This is a genomic window from Mucilaginibacter terrenus, assembly GCF_003432065.1.
Taxonomy (GTDB): domain Bacteria; phylum Bacteroidota; class Bacteroidia; order Sphingobacteriales; family Sphingobacteriaceae; genus Mucilaginibacter; species Mucilaginibacter terrenus.
This window is the reverse complement of sequence record NZ_QWDE01000005.1, coordinates 90276-108049: the sequence shown is the minus strand read 5'-3', so window position 1 is coordinate 108049 and position 17774 is coordinate 90276. Positions and strand designations below refer to the sequence as shown.

The 17774-nt window shown below is 44.8% G+C and carries 15 protein-coding genes; 10 read left to right on the top strand and 5 right to left on the bottom strand.

The features are described 5' to 3' along the window. Positions 1-56 precede the first annotated feature (56 nt). The 3 genes from DYU05_RS19180 to DYU05_RS19170 all read left to right on the top strand — a co-directional run bounded on the left by DYU05_RS19180 (position 57) and on the right by DYU05_RS19170 (position 2254). A complete protein-coding gene (locus DYU05_RS19180) occupies positions 57-638 on the top strand; it encodes a DUF4142 domain-containing protein (protein ID WP_117384774.1) in 582 nt (193 codons plus the stop codon). Positions 639-741: 103 nt separating this feature from the next. Further along, on the top strand, positions 742-1758 hold the full coding sequence (locus DYU05_RS19175) for a Gfo/Idh/MocA family oxidoreductase (RefSeq protein WP_117384773.1): 1017 nt from the start codon (positions 742-744) through the stop codon (positions 1756-1758). 22 nt (positions 1759-1780) lie between these two features. Next, positions 1781-2254 carry a TlpA family protein disulfide reductase gene (locus tag DYU05_RS19170; RefSeq protein WP_165852111.1) on the top strand — a complete coding sequence of 158 codons (474 nt, stop codon included), beginning with the start codon at positions 1781-1783 and terminating at the stop codon, positions 2252-2254. Positions 2255-2325: 71 nt separating this feature from the next. On the opposite strand, the gene DYU05_RS19165 is transcribed toward DYU05_RS19170, so the two are convergent. The 3 genes from DYU05_RS19165 to DYU05_RS19155 form a co-directional block, all read right to left on the bottom strand. Beyond that, positions 2326-3120: a succinate dehydrogenase/fumarate reductase iron-sulfur subunit gene (locus DYU05_RS19165; RefSeq protein ID WP_117384771.1), complete on the bottom strand. Its 795-nt coding sequence runs from the start codon at positions 3118-3120 to the stop codon at positions 2326-2328. A 74-nt stretch (positions 3121-3194) separates the two neighbouring features. Further along, the gene (locus DYU05_RS19160; RefSeq protein WP_117384770.1) at positions 3195-5129 is read right to left on the bottom strand and encodes a fumarate reductase/succinate dehydrogenase flavoprotein subunit; all 1935 of its coding nucleotides are present in this window, start codon (positions 5127-5129) and stop codon (positions 3195-3197) included. A gap of 117 nt (positions 5130-5246) precedes the next feature. Next, complete coding sequence (locus DYU05_RS19155; protein WP_117384769.1) at positions 5247-6032, bottom strand: succinate dehydrogenase cytochrome b subunit; 786 nt, start codon at positions 6030-6032, stop codon at positions 5247-5249. A 205-nt stretch (positions 6033-6237) separates the two neighbouring features. Here DYU05_RS19155 and DYU05_RS19150 point away from each other — a divergent pair, with 205 nt between their 5' ends. Then, a complete protein-coding gene (locus DYU05_RS19150; protein WP_117384768.1) occupies positions 6238-7377 on the top strand; it encodes a thioredoxin-like domain-containing protein in 1140 nt (379 codons plus the stop codon). Here DYU05_RS19150 and pdeM read toward each other — a convergent pair. Continuing rightward, positions 7374-8093, bottom strand: coding sequence for a ligase-associated DNA damage response endonuclease PdeM (pdeM, locus tag DYU05_RS19145; RefSeq protein WP_235854065.1), 720 nt, complete (start codon positions 8091-8093; stop codon positions 7374-7376). The two genes, DYU05_RS19150 and pdeM, sit on opposite strands and share 4 nt — an antisense overlap. A 263-nt stretch (positions 8094-8356) precedes the next feature. Continuing rightward, entirely contained in the window at positions 8357-9895 is a 1539-nt protein-coding gene (locus DYU05_RS19140; protein WP_117384841.1) for a Do family serine endopeptidase, read from the bottom strand. Between the two features lie 194 nt (positions 9896-10089). Here DYU05_RS19140 and dapF point away from each other — a divergent pair, with 194 nt between their 5' ends. The 6 genes from dapF (at position 10090) to DYU05_RS19110 (ending at position 17768) form a co-directional block, all read left to right on the top strand. Beyond that, entirely contained in the window at positions 10090-10875 is a 786-nt protein-coding gene (gene dapF / locus DYU05_RS19135) for a diaminopimelate epimerase (protein WP_117384766.1), read from the top strand. Between the two features lie 40 nt (positions 10876-10915). Then, the gene (locus tag DYU05_RS19130) at positions 10916-11113 is read left to right on the top strand and encodes a hypothetical protein (RefSeq protein ID WP_117384765.1); all 198 of its coding nucleotides are present in this window, start codon (positions 10916-10918) and stop codon (positions 11111-11113) included. 217 nt (positions 11114-11330) lie between these two features. Continuing rightward, positions 11331-14228 (top strand): DEAD/DEAH box helicase, encoded by a 2898-nt coding sequence (locus DYU05_RS19125; protein ID WP_117384764.1) that lies wholly within the window; start codon positions 11331-11333, stop codon positions 14226-14228. Between the two features lie 134 nt (positions 14229-14362). Then, positions 14363-15334: a lysylphosphatidylglycerol synthase domain-containing protein gene (locus tag DYU05_RS19120; protein ID WP_117384763.1), complete on the top strand. Its 972-nt coding sequence runs from the start codon at positions 14363-14365 to the stop codon at positions 15332-15334. Continuing rightward, the gene (locus DYU05_RS19115; RefSeq protein WP_235854064.1) at positions 15321-16448 is read left to right on the top strand and encodes a glycosyltransferase family 2 protein; all 1128 of its coding nucleotides are present in this window, start codon (positions 15321-15323) and stop codon (positions 16446-16448) included. Before DYU05_RS19120 ends, DYU05_RS19115 begins: the two co-directional genes overlap by 14 nt. An 81-nt stretch (positions 16449-16529) precedes the next feature. Continuing rightward, positions 16530-17768, top strand: a complete 1239-nt coding sequence (locus tag DYU05_RS19110) for a PP2C family protein-serine/threonine phosphatase (RefSeq protein WP_117384762.1) — start codon at positions 16530-16532, stop codon at positions 17766-17768. Positions 17769-17774: the final 6 nt, after the last annotated feature.

Below are 17774 nucleotides of genomic sequence, written 5' to 3'. Positions count from 1 at the left end.
CGAAAACTAATTGTGCGAAAAAGTGTTAACTAAAAAACAAATACATAACCTACAAAATGAAAAAGATCAGTTTAGTGGCAATGATAGGGCTTGCAGCCTTGTCGTTCCAGGCATGTAACAATGCCGCAAAAGACAGTAAAGAAAGTGCCGATAGCGTTAACCAGGTTAAGGATACAACTACTACCGGTGCTACCGGTATTGCAGTTGACGAAATGGACGCTAAGTTTGCTACTGACGTAGCTAATGGCGGCCTTGCAGAAGTTGCATTGGGCAAATTGGCAGCTGAAAAAGCAACAAACCCGCAAGTAAAAGAATTTGCCAACATGATGGTAATGGACCACGGTAAAGCAAACGAAGAACTGATGGCGATTGCTAAAACCAAGAATATTACATTACCGGTTGCACCTGATGAAGAGCACCAGAAAAAAGCTACTGAGCTTGCAGGCAAATCAGGCAAAGAGTTTGATAAAGCTTATGTAGACGCAATGGTTGATGGCCATAAAAAAACTGTATCGTTACTTGAAGACGGTTCTAAAAACTGCAAAGACAAGGAACTCATGGCATTTGCTACCAAAACCTTGCCCGTGGTACAAGCACACCTGGCTAAAATAGAAGCCATCCAAAAATCGATGAAATAATCGGGTATTTAAATAAGAGAGAAAAGGGGAACGGGCGCTGCTTGTTCCCCTTTTTTGTTTATTATTTATTGCCGCGTGTATTAATAATGATAATTTTACCATTATGTCAGCACCTATTGTAACCGGTTTAATGGCCTACGGCATGTCCGGTAGAATTTTTCATGCGCCTTTCATCCATACCAACCCCAATTTTAGGTTGAAGGCGATAGTAGAACGCAGCCAGAAAAAGGCAGCGGAAATTTATCCGGATATCATCAGCTATAATTCAATAGACGATTTATTAAACGACGATGAAATTGAACTGGTTATTGTAAATACACCCAGCAACCTGCACCTGGAGCATGCCATTAAGGCCATGGAGGCCGGCAAGCATGTGCTGATTGAAAAGCCTGCTGCTGCTACAGCAGAGGAGGTAAAGTATTTGTTTGATAAAGGCCGCGAGCTGCAAAAGCATGTGATGATATACCAGAACCGGAGGTACGACAGTGGTTTTCTTTCGGTGAAAGAAGTTATCGAAAGCGGCCGTTTGGGTACTTTGCAGGAGGTGATCTTCAGGATGGACAGGTACAAAGCACAGATAGGGGTTAAAGCCTTTAAAGAAACCAAAGACGTGCCCGCAAACGGCCTGGTGTATGATTTAGGTGCACACCTGGTAGATAACACTATTGCTTTGTTTGGAAGACCGTTATCTTTTGAAAAAACCACGGGTATCTATCGTGAGGGATCAGAAGTTCCTGATTATTTCCATTTTCATCTGAAGTATCCTAATCAGCTTAATGTTTACCTAACCTCGGGCTTGCTGATAGCTGAGGAACAGCCCGGGTTTATTGTTAACGGGACCGCGGGCAGCTTTGTTAAAAACCGCACCGATGTGCAGGAAGCACAGTTGGACAAAGGCATGATGCCCGATAATGGCGAGTATGGTGTAGAACCGGCAGGAAACGAAGGTAAGCTGGTGATAATGGATATTGACAACCGCAAGTGTGTAGAAGCGGTACCATCACATAAAGGCAATTATATGCAGATATTTGATGCTGTGTATCATACCGTGCGCGAAAACGCGTTATTCCCTGTAACTGAAGAGCACATTTACTGGCAGCTGGAGCTGCTGGAAGCTTAGCATAAAGATGTTATACCAAAAGATGAAAAGACTTTTATTTGCTCTTAGCCTTATTATGGCTACCGGCTGCATTAAAGCGCAGCCACCCGTTATAGCACCTTATAAGATGCTTAAAATGGATAATACCTATACTACCAATGCAGACCTGCAAAAGAATAAGCCGGTGATGCTTATCTATTTTGCGCCGGATTGCAGCCATTGCCAAAAGCTGATCTACGACATGAAGCCGAAGATGAACAGCTTTAAGGATTTACAGGTGGTAATGATAACTTTTACGGACATTAAGATGGTTAAAGCCTTTGACCATGACTTTAACATATCGGCCTACAAGAACTTTACTATGGGCACCGAAGGTTACGGCGGCAGTGTGCAGAAGTACTACCAGATAACCACAACGCCTTTTGTAGCCGTATACGACAGGAATGGCTTCCTGGTGAAATCCTTTACGAAAGTTCCCAAGATACCCGAACTGATTGAAGCTGTAAAGAAAGTTTAAACCGAAATAACCATCAAAAGAAAAGCCCTGATCACTAATGTGATCAGGGCTTTTTTATTAAGAGCGTAAAATTAATTTTCTCCGCCGGTGTGCTCGTGAGCGCGTTCTTCACGGAACAGTTTTGCACTGTAATAATCATTGTTCATACGGCCAATGTTCATCAGCGTGATCTCTTTAGGGCACTCGGCTTCGCAGGCACCGGTATTGGTACAGTTGCCAAAGCCTTCAGCATCCATTTGCGCCACCATAGATTGTACACGGCTATAGCGCTCTGGCTGGCCTTGCGGCAATAAACCCAGCTGAGTAATTTTTGCAGATACAAACAGCATTGCCGATGCATTCTTACATGCTGCAACGCAGGCACCACACTGGATACAAGTAGCAGAGTTGAAAGCTTCGTCGGCTACTACTTTAGGGATTAGTATAGCATTGGCATCTTGCGCACCACCGGTATTTACCGAGATGAAGCCACCCGCTTGCTGTATCCTGTCGAATGCAGAACGATCTGTACCGAGGTCTTTTATTACCGGGAACGCAGCCGAACGCCATGGCTCAATGGTGATAGTTTCGCCATCGCTAAAGCTGCGCATATGTAACTGGCAGGTTGTAATAGCTCTTTTAGGGCCATGAGGACGACCGTTAATATACAATGAACACGATCCGCAAATACCTTCGCGGCAGTCATGATCAAAATAAATCGGCTCATCGCCTTTCCTGGTGAGACTTTCATTCACTACGTCCAGCATCTCCAGGAAGGACATGTCCGGAGAAATACCTTCGGCCTTATAGGTCACAAACTTACCTGATGTTTGTGAGTTTTTTTGGCGCCATACTTTCAGCGTCAGGTTCATATTTCCTTGACTCATCTTTATTGAGATTAGTGATTAAGTTGATCATTCTTCAGCAACAAAACGTCGCCTGCAGCCTGATCTGCTTACTCTTACTTGTAACTTCTTTGTGTTAACTTAACGTTTTCAAATACCAGCTCTTCTTTGTGCAGCACTTCTTCCTGGTCTTCTCCTCTAAATTCCCAGGCAGCTACATAAGCGTAATTTTCATCATCGCGCAATGCTTCACCTTCTTCTGTCTGAGACTCCAGACGGAAGTGGCCGCCGCATGATTCGTTGCGGTTAAGCGCATCGGTAACCATAAGTTCGCCCAGTTCAATAAAGTCAGCAACACGGCCGGCTCTTTCAAGCGCAGCGTTCACTTCATCGTTTTCACCGGTCAAAATCGCGTTCTTCCAGAAGTCAGCTTTTAAAGCTTTGATCATCGCTTTCGCTTTGGTCAGGCCTTCTGCGGTACGTGCCATTCCACAATACTCCCACATGATGTGGCCAAGTTCGCGATGGTATTCTACTACGGTTTTATTGCCTTTTAATGCAAGCAGCTTATTGTTGTATGCAATTACGTCCTGCTTGGTTTTTTCAAATGCAGGGTGGTTTTTATCAACTGGTTTAGGGCCGATGGTAGCCAGGTAGTCGCCCAGGGTGTAAGGGATGACAAAGTACCCGTCGCTCAGTCCCTGCATTAATGCAGATGCACCCAAACGGTTAGCACCGTGGTCGCTAAAATTACACTCGCCCATTGCATATAATCCCGGTACATTAGTGCTCAGGTTATAATCCACCCAAAGGCCACCCATAGTATAGTGCACTGCAGGATAAATACGCATTGGCTGTTTGTAAGGGTTTTCATCGGTAATTTGATAGTACATATCAAACAAGTTACCATATTTAGCCCTTACAGTGTCCTCGCCCATTCGTTCGATTGCTTCTGCAAAGTCAAGATAAACAGCCAGACCGGATGTACCAACACCTTTGCCTTCATCAGCCATTTCCTTGGCATTACGTGAAGCCACGTCACGCGGAACAAGGTTACCAAATGATGGATATTTCCTTTCCAGGAAGTAATCTCTCTCATCTTCTTTAACCTGTGCAGCGGTTATTTCTTTTTTGCGAAGTTTCTCCGCAATCTCTTTAGTTTTTGGAGCCCAAACACGCCCGTCATTACGTAACGATTCAGACATCAGCGTAAGCTTACTCTGGTGGTCGCCAGTAACCGGTATACAAGTTGGGTGTATTTGTGTGTAGCATGGGTTAGCAAAATAAGCGCCGCGCTTGTGTGCACGCCATGCAGCAGTTACGTTAGAACCGATAGCGTTTGTAGAAAGGTAGAACACGTTGCCATAGCCGCCTGTAGCTAGCAGAACCGCGTGTCCGGAGTGTGTTTCTATTGCGCCGGTGATCAGGTTGCGTGTAACGATACCTTTAGCATGTCCGTCAATAATTACCACATCCAGCATTTCGGTACGGGTGTACATTTTAACTTTACCCAAGTTTATCTGGCGGTTAAGTGCTGAAAAGGCTCCCAACAGCAATTGCTGGCCTGTTTGGCCACGGGCGTAAAAAGTACGTGATACCTGTGAACCACCAAATGAACGGTTATCCAGCAAGCCGCCATACTCGCGGGCAAATGGTACACCCTGTGCTACACACTGGTCAATAATATTAACGGAAACTTCCGCTAAACGGTAAACATTTCCTTCACGGGCGCGGTAGTCTCCACCTTTAATGGTATCATAAAACAAACGGTAAACGCTGTCGCCATCATTCTGGTAGTTTTTAGCGGCGTTTATACCACCTTGTGCAGCAATTGAGTGCGCACGGCGCGGGCTGTCCTGAAAGCAGAATGACTTAACATTGTAACCAAGCTCGGCCAGGGATGCCGCTGCTGAAGCGCCTGCCAGGCCGGTACCTACAACTATTACATCGTATTTACGCTTGTTAGCAGGGTTAACCAGCTTTAAGTTAAATTTATGCTTGCTCCATTTTTCGGCCAGCGGGCCCTGCGGAATTTTAGCATCTAAACTCATATTCTTCTTTAGATTAAAGAGGTGAGATTTTAAGCCTTTAACAGCTGTATTTCTTTCCTCTGTCGGTATTATTGTTGTCTTGAATCGTGATTTTTACCTCCCGATCCTTCTCAAGTATTATTTACTTAAACTCTGAAAGTAGTATACCACTGGCATCAACGCGAACCCTAACGGTATGATCACCGCGAACAACCAGGTACCGATAAAGTAAATGATAGGTTTATACTTCCTGTGCATCCAACCAAAAGTTTGGAAAGCACTCTGGAAACCATGCAGCAGGTGAAACGATAATGCGCCCATTGCAATTACATAGAAGGCCACATACCAAAGGTGGCTAAAGCTCCACTGTATACGGGAATGCAAATCTTTAACACGCATGATCTCGATATCGCCATCAGTAGTGAAAGAACGTTCGAACTCCTGATTAGGCGGGTTAAAGTCAACAACGGTGCGCTCGCCGGTAACCTGGTTAGTACGGTATTCTTTAAAACCAAGAATGTGCTTGTACTTATAAGTAAGCCAGAAATCGCCCATATGGATTACAATGAACAATAACAGGATAGAACCCAACAGCCCCATGTTCTTGGATGACCATGATGCAGGTGACTTTGTACGTACGGCATATTCTATGGGCCTGGCGCGGCGGTTTTTTACAGTAAGCACCAATGCATAAATGGCATGCAGGATAATAGCCAAATACAAAATGTAAGCTATTACTTCTATTGGAGGGAAGTGTGTCAGGAAGTTTGCATAGGCGTTAAAAGAGTACCCTTGGTCGTGTTTAAACAACAGCAAGTTACCACCTAAGTGCACAATTAAAAAAGTACACAAAAACAAGCCTGTTAAAGCCATGATAAGCTTCTTTCCCAGCGAGGAGTTAAAGGTTTGTTTGAATTCGCTCATTATTCGGTCATATTAATTTAGGCAAAAGTATTTATTAAAAACTAAATGATATAAATGGTTTCGGCTTAATACAGAACAATCGGTTATTTAGAAACAATCTAAAATTGCGATTCTGGATGTGTCAGTTAGATTAGCAGTAAGTTTATTTACAAGGCCGGTTCAACAACTGGTAAATTATTCTTTAATTAGGTTTACAAACCAGTATATGAAACTACACTCTGCCGCAGCCCTAATTTTGCTGCTTTTAGCCTGTAATAAACCATCCGGATTGAAGTTGACTGTCAAAGCGCCTGAGATTGCTAACGGAATTGTAATCATCAAACAGAATGGTCAGGAGGTAATAAATGAACCATTTAAGAACGGACAACTTAACCTTGCCCCGCAACTACAGTCACCCGGCTATTATACCTTAACCTTATTTAACACTGATAAGGCTATTAAGAACAACATGAGCTATGACATCTATTTAGATAATAGCGAGTATAACATAGAAGTAAATACAGCTAATCCGGACACCTATCCTAAAATAGAGACAGCATCAGCTACGCAGAGAGAACTGAGCGAGTATTATGCCGGGGAATACAAAGCTACATCCCGCATAGTTGAGCAGATAGATTCTGCAAAACGTCGGTTGGCTACAAACGAGGTTTCCCGGTTGTCTAAATCAGAGCGGAACAAGTTGTACGAGAGCGCCCGTGCGCTACAAAAGAAACAACGGGAATTACAATTAGATGTACTTAAGCAGTATGTAGATAAGCACCCAAAAACAGCAATAGGCGCGCACATTATGGCAAACCAATACTTTGTTGAGGATCCGGCGGCTTACTATGCTATCTTTCAGAAGCTAAGTGATAGTATAAAGAACAGCGACGACGGACTTAACATCAGTAACAAACTGATGCCGCTGGTTAACATGATTGCCGGAGCTGAGGCGCCGCAGATTACAGGCAACACCCCGGATGGCAAGCCGTTTAACAAAAAACAGGTTGGCAACAAAGTTATACTTGTTGAATTCTGGGAGCCCGACAACGACATGAGCCAACTGACGCACGAGCGTATTGTTCCCGGCATAATACTTACACCAGCGGATCGAAAGTATTTCAGTGTTGTAAGTGTATCGGTGGGGGACGACGCTGCTGCCTGGAAAAAAGCGATAAAAGGTAATCATGTAGCCTGGGTACAAGTGTCAGATAATAAAGGTGATGCTTCACCTAATGTAAGCAGCTGGGGTATAAAAAAGCTACCGGCGTTTTTCTTGTTAGATAAGAATTGGAAGATACTTAAACCAAATATCGCCTTTGAAGAAGTAGACACAGAAGTGCACGAGTATCTAAAAACTCACTAACTAATTGCGATCACTTTATCTTTAAGCACACCAAAAATATTGTCACTCTTTAGACTACGGATTGCAACCTTACCGGTAAACTTGCCAAATGAAGGTAGTATAGCCTGATTTTTGCCAAAAGCAAAGCAGGGTAAAGTAACGCTCTGCCGTCCGCGGCCTACAAGGCTAACGCCGGGGTGTATATGGCCGCAAAGCACATAGCCGCCGTCCTGCCTTTTGGTTGGGTCGGTTAGCGGGTGGTGCAGCATCAGGAAAGGTCCTACGCTCAGGTGCTCTGTTAATACAATATCCAGCTCCAGGTAATGCCTGTCATGTATAATGTCGTGATTGCCTTTAACTAGTATGATCTGCAGTTTGGGGAACTGCTTGCGCCATAGTACAAACCAGTCCCAATCGGCATTCATGTCGCTGTGAAAGAGGTCTCCCAGGAAGATGATCTTCTCCGGACGGTGTTCAGCAATAAGGTCCGACAGTACGGCAAGGTCATCCTGCTCCATACTTAATGGCACCGCTATGCCTGCCTTGCGAAAGTGCCCCACTTTTCCCAGATGCACATCCGCAGCTATCAGCGCTTTCTCCTGTTCCCAGTAAATAGCTTTTTGCGGCAGCAGTAAAAGATCCTGGTCTAAAAATTTAAAAGGGGTACCCGCACTCATCTTCATATCGGCGGCAAAGATACACGCCACAAGGCGGTCTCCAAAAAAGAAGATGTTCAAAAGTGTTCAGCTTTTTTTGAGCCGACGCATTTTGAACACTTTTTTAACCGCATAGAAAAGCTTTATAAAAACACCGAAATAACAGCAATAAGGCTGTTTTCTGACCATTTTTTATGCAGTCACCTTCAAAAACCGCACGTTTTTACAACGCTATTTTCACATAAATTTGCAAGTAATAGTATAAATTACAGGTTAAAAGCACCTCAATTTGGGTACAAAAAAGGCCACCTTTTGGGTGGCCTTTTATATTCAAAATTGCTCAATTACTGAACTTCAAAAACGTTGTTAAAGCTTCCGCCGTTAGGGTAAACACCGCTGATGATCAGTCGGCCGTTACGCAGGTTGGTGATCACTTTATCCATATCATCAATGCTACTGATTGGCTGCCTGTTGATAGAGGTGATAACAGAACCTACCGGAATTTCGGTATCATCGAATATACCGCCAGTACGAACCTGGGTAACCACTACACCATTGCTCACATGGAACTTAGCTTTTTGAGCCGCACTTATTGGCGCAAAGCTTGCACCCAGTTTATTGAACAGTTCTGATGCTGATTTTGACAGCGCCGCTGTTTTAGCTACAGGTGCTTCTTCTTTCAGCGTAACATCAAAGTTCTTTTCAGTACCATTTCTAAGTACGGTAACGTTAATCTTATCGCCTGGCTGTAAACGTGCAACACGCTCCTGCAGGTCTGATGATTCGTATACGGTATTACCTTCTACCTTGGTGATAATGTCGCCCGGCAGTATGCCTGCTTTTTCGGCGCCACCACCCGGTACAGTACTGTTTACGTACAAGCCATTGGTTTTGTCGGTTTTTATGCCTTGAGACTGTTCAGGGTCCGCAAGGTCGGCAAAGCCTATACCCATATAACCACGTTTTACTGATCCGTACTTTTTAATGTCATTCAACACCTTTTTAGCAAGGTTAATCGGGATAGCAAAGCCGTAACCTTCGTATGAGCCGGTGTGTGAAGCAATAGCGGCATTGATGCCTATAAGCTCACCATTGGTGTTTATAAGCGCACCGCCACTGTTACCCGGGTTAATGGCCGCATCTGTCTGGATAAAGGATTCAATACCTTTTCTTAGGGTTGGGGTTTGCTGCCTAACCGGGCCAAACGGATTCTGGTTATCGTCGTCCTCATCGTTATTGCCAATGATGTTAATGCTGCGGCCTTTCGCGCTCACGATACCGGCAGTAACAGTTGAGGTAAGTTTAAAAGGGTTACCTACAGCAAGCACCCACTCGCCAACGCGCACCGCGTCAGAGTTGCCCAATTTTACAATAGGCAAGTTGGTTGCGTTGATCTTGATCAGGGCAAGGTCGGTGTTAGGGTCGGTACCAATAACTTTGGCTTCAAACTGGCGGTGGTCGTTAGTGGTGATCTGTATCTTCTCGGCCTTAGCTACCACGTGGTTGTTGGTAACAATGTAACCGTCGGTAGAAATGATCACGCCCGAACCTGAAGCCATTTGCGGGCCCTGAGGGCGCATACGCTGGCCAAACATCTGGCCGAACATCTGTTCAAACTGGTCTTGGTCGCCGCCGGATTTTGACGCATAAGTTGTGCGGATGTAAACCACAGCCGGTGTAGCTTCTGCAGCGGCTTGGGTAAAGTCTACCGTACCGGCAGATGATGTAATAGGTGCAGCAGAACGGTTGTTAGCAAAATATACCTTTTGCTTATCTTCAAAAGACATGCCCTGGTCGTACTTGTTTTCGGCATATTTGTATACGCCTAACGCCATGGCACCGCCTGCGAAAGCGGTAAGTAGTGTTAAACCAAATCTTTTCATATTCATATATACTTTCTCTTTTATGTTACGGTTATGTATACCGTAGTGTCAAATTTAATACCATATAGACGACATAAACAATGATAAGTTATGTGCAATTTTGTTAAAAATTGTTAAATAGACCTTTACAGTTGCTTACGTTTGTTACATGTGGTTGGTCTTAAAGGAACAACAGTAATCAAAAATAGATTTTTGTGAACGCTAAATTTTATAAATACCAGGGTGCCGGCAACGATTTTATATTGATCGACAACAGGCAAAATGCTGTAAAACAGCTTGATGATGAAACTGTTGCCCGGCTTTGCGACCGCCGTTTTGGTATTGGCGCCGACGGACTTATGCTGCTGGAGAACCTGGAAGGGTACGACTTTAAGATGGTGTATTACAATGCTGATGGAAATGAAGGCAGCATGTGCGGCAATGGCGGCAGATGTATTGTGGCCTTTGCCAAGTACCTGGGCGTAATAAATGACACGACAAAATTTCTTGCCACCGATGGGGTTCATCATGCCAAAATTTCAGATGCGGGTAACTGGGTGAGTTTGCAGATGATAGATGTGGACACGATTGAGAACGATGGCAGCGCCTACGTACTTAACACAGGCTCGCCGCATTACGTAAAACAGGCTACAGAACTTAAGGTAAAAGACGTATACAACGAAGGTTACGCCATACGCAACAATGCCACTTACAAAGCTGAAGGCATTAACGTGAACTTTGTTGAGAAAGAAGGCGACGGCTATTTTGTGCGTACTTTCGAACGCGGTGTAGAGAACGAGACCTACGCCTGCGGTACCGGTGTTACCGCGGTAGCGCTTGCTATGGCCAAACATAACCAGCAGTATGGCACCATCAACACACCTATTAAAGTATTAGGCGGCGATTTGAACATCCGTTTTGATCATGACGGCGAAAAGTTTAGTAACATTTTTCTGGAAGGACCTGCCGAGTTGGTGTTTACGGGAGAGATAGCGATATAGCAGATGTTACTTCTTATGATATAATTTGTAAATTTGATATATGGAGCGGTTGATTATTAATGTACCAGAAAGTAAAAGCACCTTGGTTAAGCAAATACTTGAGGGCTTGGGCGTGGTTGTGCAAAAGGATGTTCCTGCAAAATCTGATTACAAAACGAAACTGGCGGGTATATCACCCTGGTCAGAAGACGATCTTAAGGTCTTTTCATCCTTGTTGGTGTTGTCACCAACAAGTTAAGGAACTTTTCATTTTGCTACCTGGCAGCGGTTCGTTGTTGACAACACCAACGAAGGCGGAATTATGAGGTGCTGAAACAAGTTCAGCATGACAGGATAAATGGGTCTCTGCCCAATTGTTAATAAAAATCCTGCTAAAGAATTTGGTTTCCTATAATTTCTGTTTACGTTTGAATTTTTTCTGATCGTAGCTTGCATTAATTTTTTACCTGTGATTAATGTTACGCGTCGATAGTACCAAACCCTGCCAGATAATTTATGCCATTGCCCGGCATGATTTCCTGTCCTATGTTATCGAACCGCACATTGTTCAGCTGAACCCTAACGGCGAATTTTCATTTACACATCAGCGCCTTTTTAGTAACACTGCCGAGGAGTTTACCCACTGTATAGATGATACCGACCGTAAGCTGATCAAGATACTGGAGGATATTGAGCAGGGTAACATTATTAAACGCTTCTATAAAAAACCTATTCGCCCGTTTGAATTTTTTGCGAAGGTTTTTAACGAACAGCTTTTTGAGACCATCCGCCCTAAAATAGAAAAGAAGATTGTGGAAGCGCTGGGCCTTTTAGGCAGTAGCAAAAAGCAATTATACCTCATGAGCAAAGAGGGGTACCCGGCAGGCCGGCAGGTGCACATTGCCGATGAGGCGGCAACTGTATTGTTCCACTTCAGGAGGAACGAGGAGGAGATACGTTATTTCCCCACCATTAAGTACCAGAACCTGCGGATAGAGTTCATGTTTAAGGATGCGGAGATTATTTGCAACCACCCTGCATGGATGCTGCTTGATGATACCCTTTACTATTTCGATAAAGATATTGAGGGTAAAAAGCTGCAGCCTTTCCTTAACAAACGGTACATCTCTATTCCAAAATCTTCAGAACATTCTTACTTCGAAAAGTTTGTTGCGCCACTAATAGAGAAGCACAATGTATATGCGGAGGGATTTACCATTAATACCGAAAAGTACGATGCGGTAGCGGTTGTAAAACCTATTTATGTAGAAGGCGGCACATCGCAGCTGCAATTGTATTTTAAATATGCCGGCTATGTGTTCCCTTACGGTGACGGCAGGAATGTATCTGTCCGAATGGAAAAGAACGGCGACGACTACCTTTTTCACCGCATCCGTCGCTCGGTAAGCTGGGAAAAAGGGAAGCTGTATCAGCTGGAGGGTATGGGCCTTAAAACCACATCGTCGCTGTTCCAGAACCTTGAGGTTGCAGCAAGTGACGAAGAGGGGGACCGCTCGTTCCCCATATTCGAATGGCTCAACCAGCATCATGATGAACTGGTTGAAAAAGGATTTGAAATAGAGCAGCCGGACGGCCAAAAGCGCTACGTATTCGGTGCCACCAAAATAGACCTCCAGGTAAAAGAGAACAACGATTGGTTCGACATTAATGCGGTAGTTTACTTTGGTCCGTACGCTATACCGTTCATCCAGCTAAAGAATCATATTTTAAGTCGTAAGAAAGAGTTTGTTTTGCCTTCGGGCGAGATAGCGGTAATACCCGAGCACTGGTTCTCGCAATTTGGTAACCTGCTGCATTTTTCAGAGTCAGGCGAAGACATAAAGCTTCGGCGCCACCACCTTGGTTTGGTGAGTGACCTGGGTGGAGAAATGGCAGAAACCGCCATGAACCGCAAACTGCAAAAGCTCACAGACTTTGAGGAGACAGAAGATGTTCCTATGCCTCAAAATTTTGCCGGCAGCCTGCGCCCTTACCAAAAGGCAGGCTACAACTGGTTCCACTTTTTAAAAGATTTCCATTTCGGCGGCTGTTTGGCGGACGATATGGGCTTAGGTAAAACCATACAAACACTGGCGCTGCTGCAAAAACATAAAGAAGATACCGAGGCAAATGGTGGCAAAGGCACTTCGCTGGTAATAATGCCCACATCACTGATATACAACTGGCTTAACGAGGCGAAAAAGTTTGCACCTCAGCTGCGTATTATGGTACATACCGGTGCGTTCAGGTACAAATCTGCCGATGTATTTGCCAACTACGATGCCGTGATAACTACTTATGGCATCAGCCGGATAGACATAGAAATGTTTAAAGCATTCTTTTTTGAGTATGTGATACTCGATGAGAGCCAGAACATCAAAAACCCATCTTCCAAATCGTACCAGGCCGTAAGGCAATTGAAGTCGAGGTATAAACTTATACTCAGCGGTACACCGGTAGAGAACTCGGTAAACGACTTGTGGACGCAAATGTCGTTTATCAACCCCGGCTTGCTCGGTTCTCAGCAATATTTTCACAATGAGTTTGTGGCGCCGATAGAAAAGAAGAAAGATGAGGAGAAAGCACGCAAGCTGCAGGCCATTATAAAGCCCTTTGTACTGCGCCGCACCAAAGAACAGGTGGCTACCGAGCTGCCGCCAAAAACAGAGAACCTGTTTTACTGCCAGATGAGCGAAGAGCAAACTGAGGTGTATGAGAAAGTACGATCGGAATACCGGAACGAGTTACTCCGCAGCCTGGAAGATGGGACTTACGCCAAAACGCAGATACAGGTATTACAGGGATTGATTAAGCTAAGGCAAATAGCTAATCATCCTGCCATGATAGACGCCGAATACGAAGGTGATTCGGGCAAATTTGAGAACGTAGTGCACACGCTTGCCAACGTGCTGGATGGCGGGCATAAGGTGCTTATCTTCTCGCAGTTTGTAAAACAGCTAAACATTTACCGCGAACACGTAGAGAAGGAGGGTATCCCTTACGTTTACCTGGATGGAAGCACCCAAAACCGTGGCGACGTGGTAAGGCAGTTCCAGGAAGATAAAAAGACAAGGGTGTTCCTGATCTCGATAAAAGCAGGAGGTGTAGGCCTCAACTTAACCGAAGCCGACTATGTGTTTATCCTTGATCCATGGTGGAACCCGGCTGTAGAGCAGCAGGCTATAGACCGTACGCACCGTATTGGCCAAACCAAAAACGTGTTCATATACAAGTTCATCACAAAAGACACGGTGGAGGAAAAGATACTTGCGCTGCAGCAACGTAAGCTAAGCGTTGCCCGCTCGCTGATCACTACAGAAGAAAGCTTTATTAAATCGTTATCTGCAGATGATATCCGGGAGATATTAGGGTAGGCATGCCGGTACAAAACAAAACATATACAACATTGTCTTACCAAAGCCAAATTGCTGCCATACCTCTACATTATGGGCAGACAAGCGCACGGCTTGCTGCGGCTTTTTGTAACATTGCAACAAATTCTATTTAATTGACCGCGTACGCTAAAAAGTTTCTCTCGTACCTGCTTAAAGCGGGCATACTGTTCCTGGCGGCGCTGTTCATCTACCACAAGTTCCTAACCAAAAATACCGATCTTAAACAGTTCGAGCTGTTGATATCAAAAATAAGCAGGCAGCAGGTATTGGTAACGCTTAGTGCAATAGTGCTGCTCATGTTCCTGAACTGGCTGCTGGAAAGTTTAAAATGGCAGTACCTGGCAAAGCGGCTGGTTGCAATATCTGTATGGGAAGCTATAGAAGCGGTTTTTTGCGGTCTGACCTGGGCGGTGTTCACTCCAAACCGTATAGGCGAATATGGCGGAAGGGTAATGTTCCTGCCGAGCCGAAAACGTATACATGGAGTGTTTGCAATGGCTGTTGGTGCTTTCGCACAAAACGTGGTCACCAACTTAACGGGCATTCTGGCTGGGTTGATATTCATCTATACCTATCTTAAGCTAGACCCCTGGTTATTTGCAGGGATCACAATATTATCGCTTATCGTTCTGGGTTTGTTCCTGGTGTTCTATTTTCATATCAGCTGGCTGGTTGCCCTGCTGGATCGCATTAAGTTCCTGCGCAAGTATCACCGCTTCTTTTACATAATGGGCCGCTATAACAAACGCGAATTGATAGTGGTAATGGCATACAGCATAGCCAGGTTCGCGGTGTTTACGTTCCAGTACTATTTGGTTATACATCTGTTGCTGCCCGTTATCCCATTTGGTCCAATGATGCTGACTGTAATCGTTTTTATTTTCATTCAGTCGGCCCTGCCCTCATTGGACCTTTTAGATATAGGTGTGCGCAGCTTTACTGCAGCGCATTTGTTTCTGTACATTACCACCCAGCAAATAGCTATTATTGCAGCTGTTTCGTCTATTTGGCTTATTAATCTCATTATCCCTGCGATACTGGGTTCTGTGTTTGTTCTTAAATTAAAATTCTTTGATCGTACCTAGTATCATTTCCCTTCTGCTCACCGCTGTTTATCTGGTGGTTGTAGCCTATCTTATAAAAGGATGGAGCAACTTAAAACGCCCGAAAACAGATGGCGCGCCGCTTAATACAAAAGTAACCATCCTGATAGCGGCCCGCAACGAAGAGGAGCGCATTCGATATACTATTGAGGACATCCTGGCGCAGGATTACCCCAAACACCTTACCGAAGTGATCATAGTAGATGACCATTCAACCGATAGCACTGCCGAGATCATCCGCAGCTATGCCGGCCAGGGCATTAAGCTGATGCAGCTGCAGGAGGATGAACCGCTTAATTCATACAAGAAAAAGGCCATTGCCGAAGCCATAAGCCGCTCTACCGGCGACCTGATGGTTGCAACGGACGCTGATTGCCGTATGGGTACCAAATGGCTGAGTTCTGTAGTTGCTTATTACGAGACGCATGATCTGGTGATAATATCCTCACCCGTAACTTATTTTGAAGAACGCAGCCTGTTTGAACGCTTGCAGACGTTGGAGTTTGCTTACCTGATTGGCATAGGCGGTGCATTCATCGGCAACGGTCGGGCATCTAACTGCAACGGGGCTAACCTGGCTTACCGTAAAGATGTTTTCCATGAAGTTGGCGGCTTTAAAGGTATAGATGACCTTGCCTCTGGCGACGACGAACTGCTGCTGCAGAAAATAGCCGTAGTGTACCCAAATCGCATAGGCTTTCTTAAAAACACCGATGCGGTGGTTTATACCCATGCCAAGCACACCCTGGGGGAATTTGTGCAGCAACGCAGGCGATGGGCATCAAAGTCTACCCGGTATAAGGACAAAAAGATAGTTGCGCTCGCGGTTGCTATCTGGCTCTTTAACCTTTCTATGCTGGTGAATGCATTGTTGGGTTTTTACAATATCTCGTTCCTGGTGTTATTCCTGGTGCAGTACCTGCTAAAGTATTTGTTCGAGGCAGCATACCTGTTACCGATCACCTCATTTTTTAAGCGCAGCAGCCTGGTCGGTTTGCTGGCGATACTTATTCCTGTTCATATTATCTACTTTGTGTACATAGGTTTAATGGGGAACACGCGTAAATACTCCTGGAAAGGCCGTGTAGTGCGATAGCAGCACGAAATTTGTTCTGCATAAGCAGCTAAATAATTCCGTTTGAATTAAATTTCATTACTTTAGACTGCCTAACAAATAATGCAAAATCTACAGGGTAACTCGGGAGAGGAAGAATTAATCCGGCTGCTGCTTAAACGGCAAACGGAGCTAAACTCTTTGCTCGAAATTACTAGAGCGATCAACAAGAACGCCTCTACACCCGACCTTATACGGATGCTGGAGGTAATTTTGCAGCGCTACCTGCAGGTGGGCAAGTTCAGGTTTTTGATAGAGAAGGAGGGTGTTTACAGCTGTATTTCTAAATATGGCGGACAAATAGAACGTGCCAACGTACTCAATAACACCTGGAAACACCTTAGCAAGTTAAAGGCACCCTCGGCTTTAAACAACCATAGCGACCCTATTTTAGGCACGTACAACTATTTTATCCCTATTTACCACAAAAACAAGGCACTGGCATACGCACTTATCGGTGATTTTAACACCAGCGGCGAAATGCTCAACAATGACCTGACCTTCATTCAAACGCTTATAAACGTTATTGTAGTAGCGCTGGAAAATAAAAGGTTGTTCCGCGAACGCCTCCAGACCGAACGTTTAACGCGCGAAATGGAGCTGGCAGTAGAGGTGCAAAATATGCTTATTCCTATGCGGGTGTATAAGGAAAATGGAGTTGAGGTTGGGGCTAAATACCTGCCGCACCAAACCATCGGCGGGGATTACTTCGATTTTATCAGGTTAAATGAAGACGAGTTTTTGTGGTGCATTGCCGATGTGTCGGGCAAGGGAATATCCGCGGCTTTGCTGATGGCCAACTTCCAGGCAAGCTTGCAGGGGCTGGCTGCCATTGAAGACGACCTTACCACCATAATAGAACGCCTTAACAAATTGGTTATCCAAAATACAAAAGGCGAACGTTTTATTACCATGTTCCTGGCCCGGTTTAACCAAAAAACACGGAAGCTTAATTACGTTAACGCCGGGCACAATCCAACCATCCTGTATTGCCAGGGTGAGGCGGTTCCGTTGAAGCTAGGAACAACCATGATCGGCGCGTTCGAAGAGCTGCCTTTTCTGAACGAAGGTGAGATTGATATAGAGCCGGACAGCTTATTCTTTAACTACACAGATGGCCTGATGGATCATGAACTACAGAATTATGAGGCCTGGAGCGAGGAAAAACTGCTGGAGTTTGTGATAGAAAACGGCGAACTCTCCCCCGACAACTTTAACAACGCGATGATGGAACACATCAACAACGTTATAAAAGGAAAACCTATTGATGATATTACGCTGCTTGCGGTAAAGATCACGTAAAAGCGG

Coding starts and splice junctions, on each gene's coding strand:
- DYU05_RS19170 (WP_165852111.1), top strand. CDS start 1,781: ATGAAAAGACTTTTATTTGCTCTTAGCCTTATTATGGCTACCGGCTGC.
- DYU05_RS19180 (WP_117384774.1), top strand. CDS start 57: ATGAAAAAGATCAGTTTAGTGGCAATGATAGGGCTTGCAGCCTTGTCG.
- DYU05_RS19140 (WP_117384841.1), bottom strand. CDS start 9,895: ATGAAAAGATTTGGTTTAACACTACTTACCGCTTTCGCAGGCGGTGCC.
- DYU05_RS19110 (WP_117384762.1), top strand. CDS start 16,530: ATGCAAAATCTACAGGGTAACTCGGGAGAGGAAGAATTAATCCGGCTG.
- DYU05_RS19165 (WP_117384771.1), bottom strand. CDS start 3,120: ATGAGTCAAGGAAATATGAACCTGACGCTGAAAGTATGGCGCCAAAAA.
- DYU05_RS19175 (WP_117384773.1), top strand. CDS start 742: ATGTCAGCACCTATTGTAACCGGTTTAATGGCCTACGGCATGTCCGGT.
- DYU05_RS19160 (WP_117384770.1), bottom strand. CDS start 5,129: ATGAGTTTAGATGCTAAAATTCCGCAGGGCCCGCTGGCCGAAAAATGG.
- DYU05_RS19155 (WP_117384769.1), bottom strand. CDS start 6,032: ATGAGCGAATTCAAACAAACCTTTAACTCCTCGCTGGGAAAGAAGCTT.
- DYU05_RS19125 (WP_117384764.1), top strand. CDS start 11,331: ATGTTACGCGTCGATAGTACCAAACCCTGCCAGATAATTTATGCCATT.
- DYU05_RS19150 (WP_117384768.1), top strand. CDS start 6,238: ATGAAACTACACTCTGCCGCAGCCCTAATTTTGCTGCTTTTAGCCTGT.
- DYU05_RS19130 (WP_117384765.1), top strand. CDS start 10,916: ATGGAGCGGTTGATTATTAATGTACCAGAAAGTAAAAGCACCTTGGTT.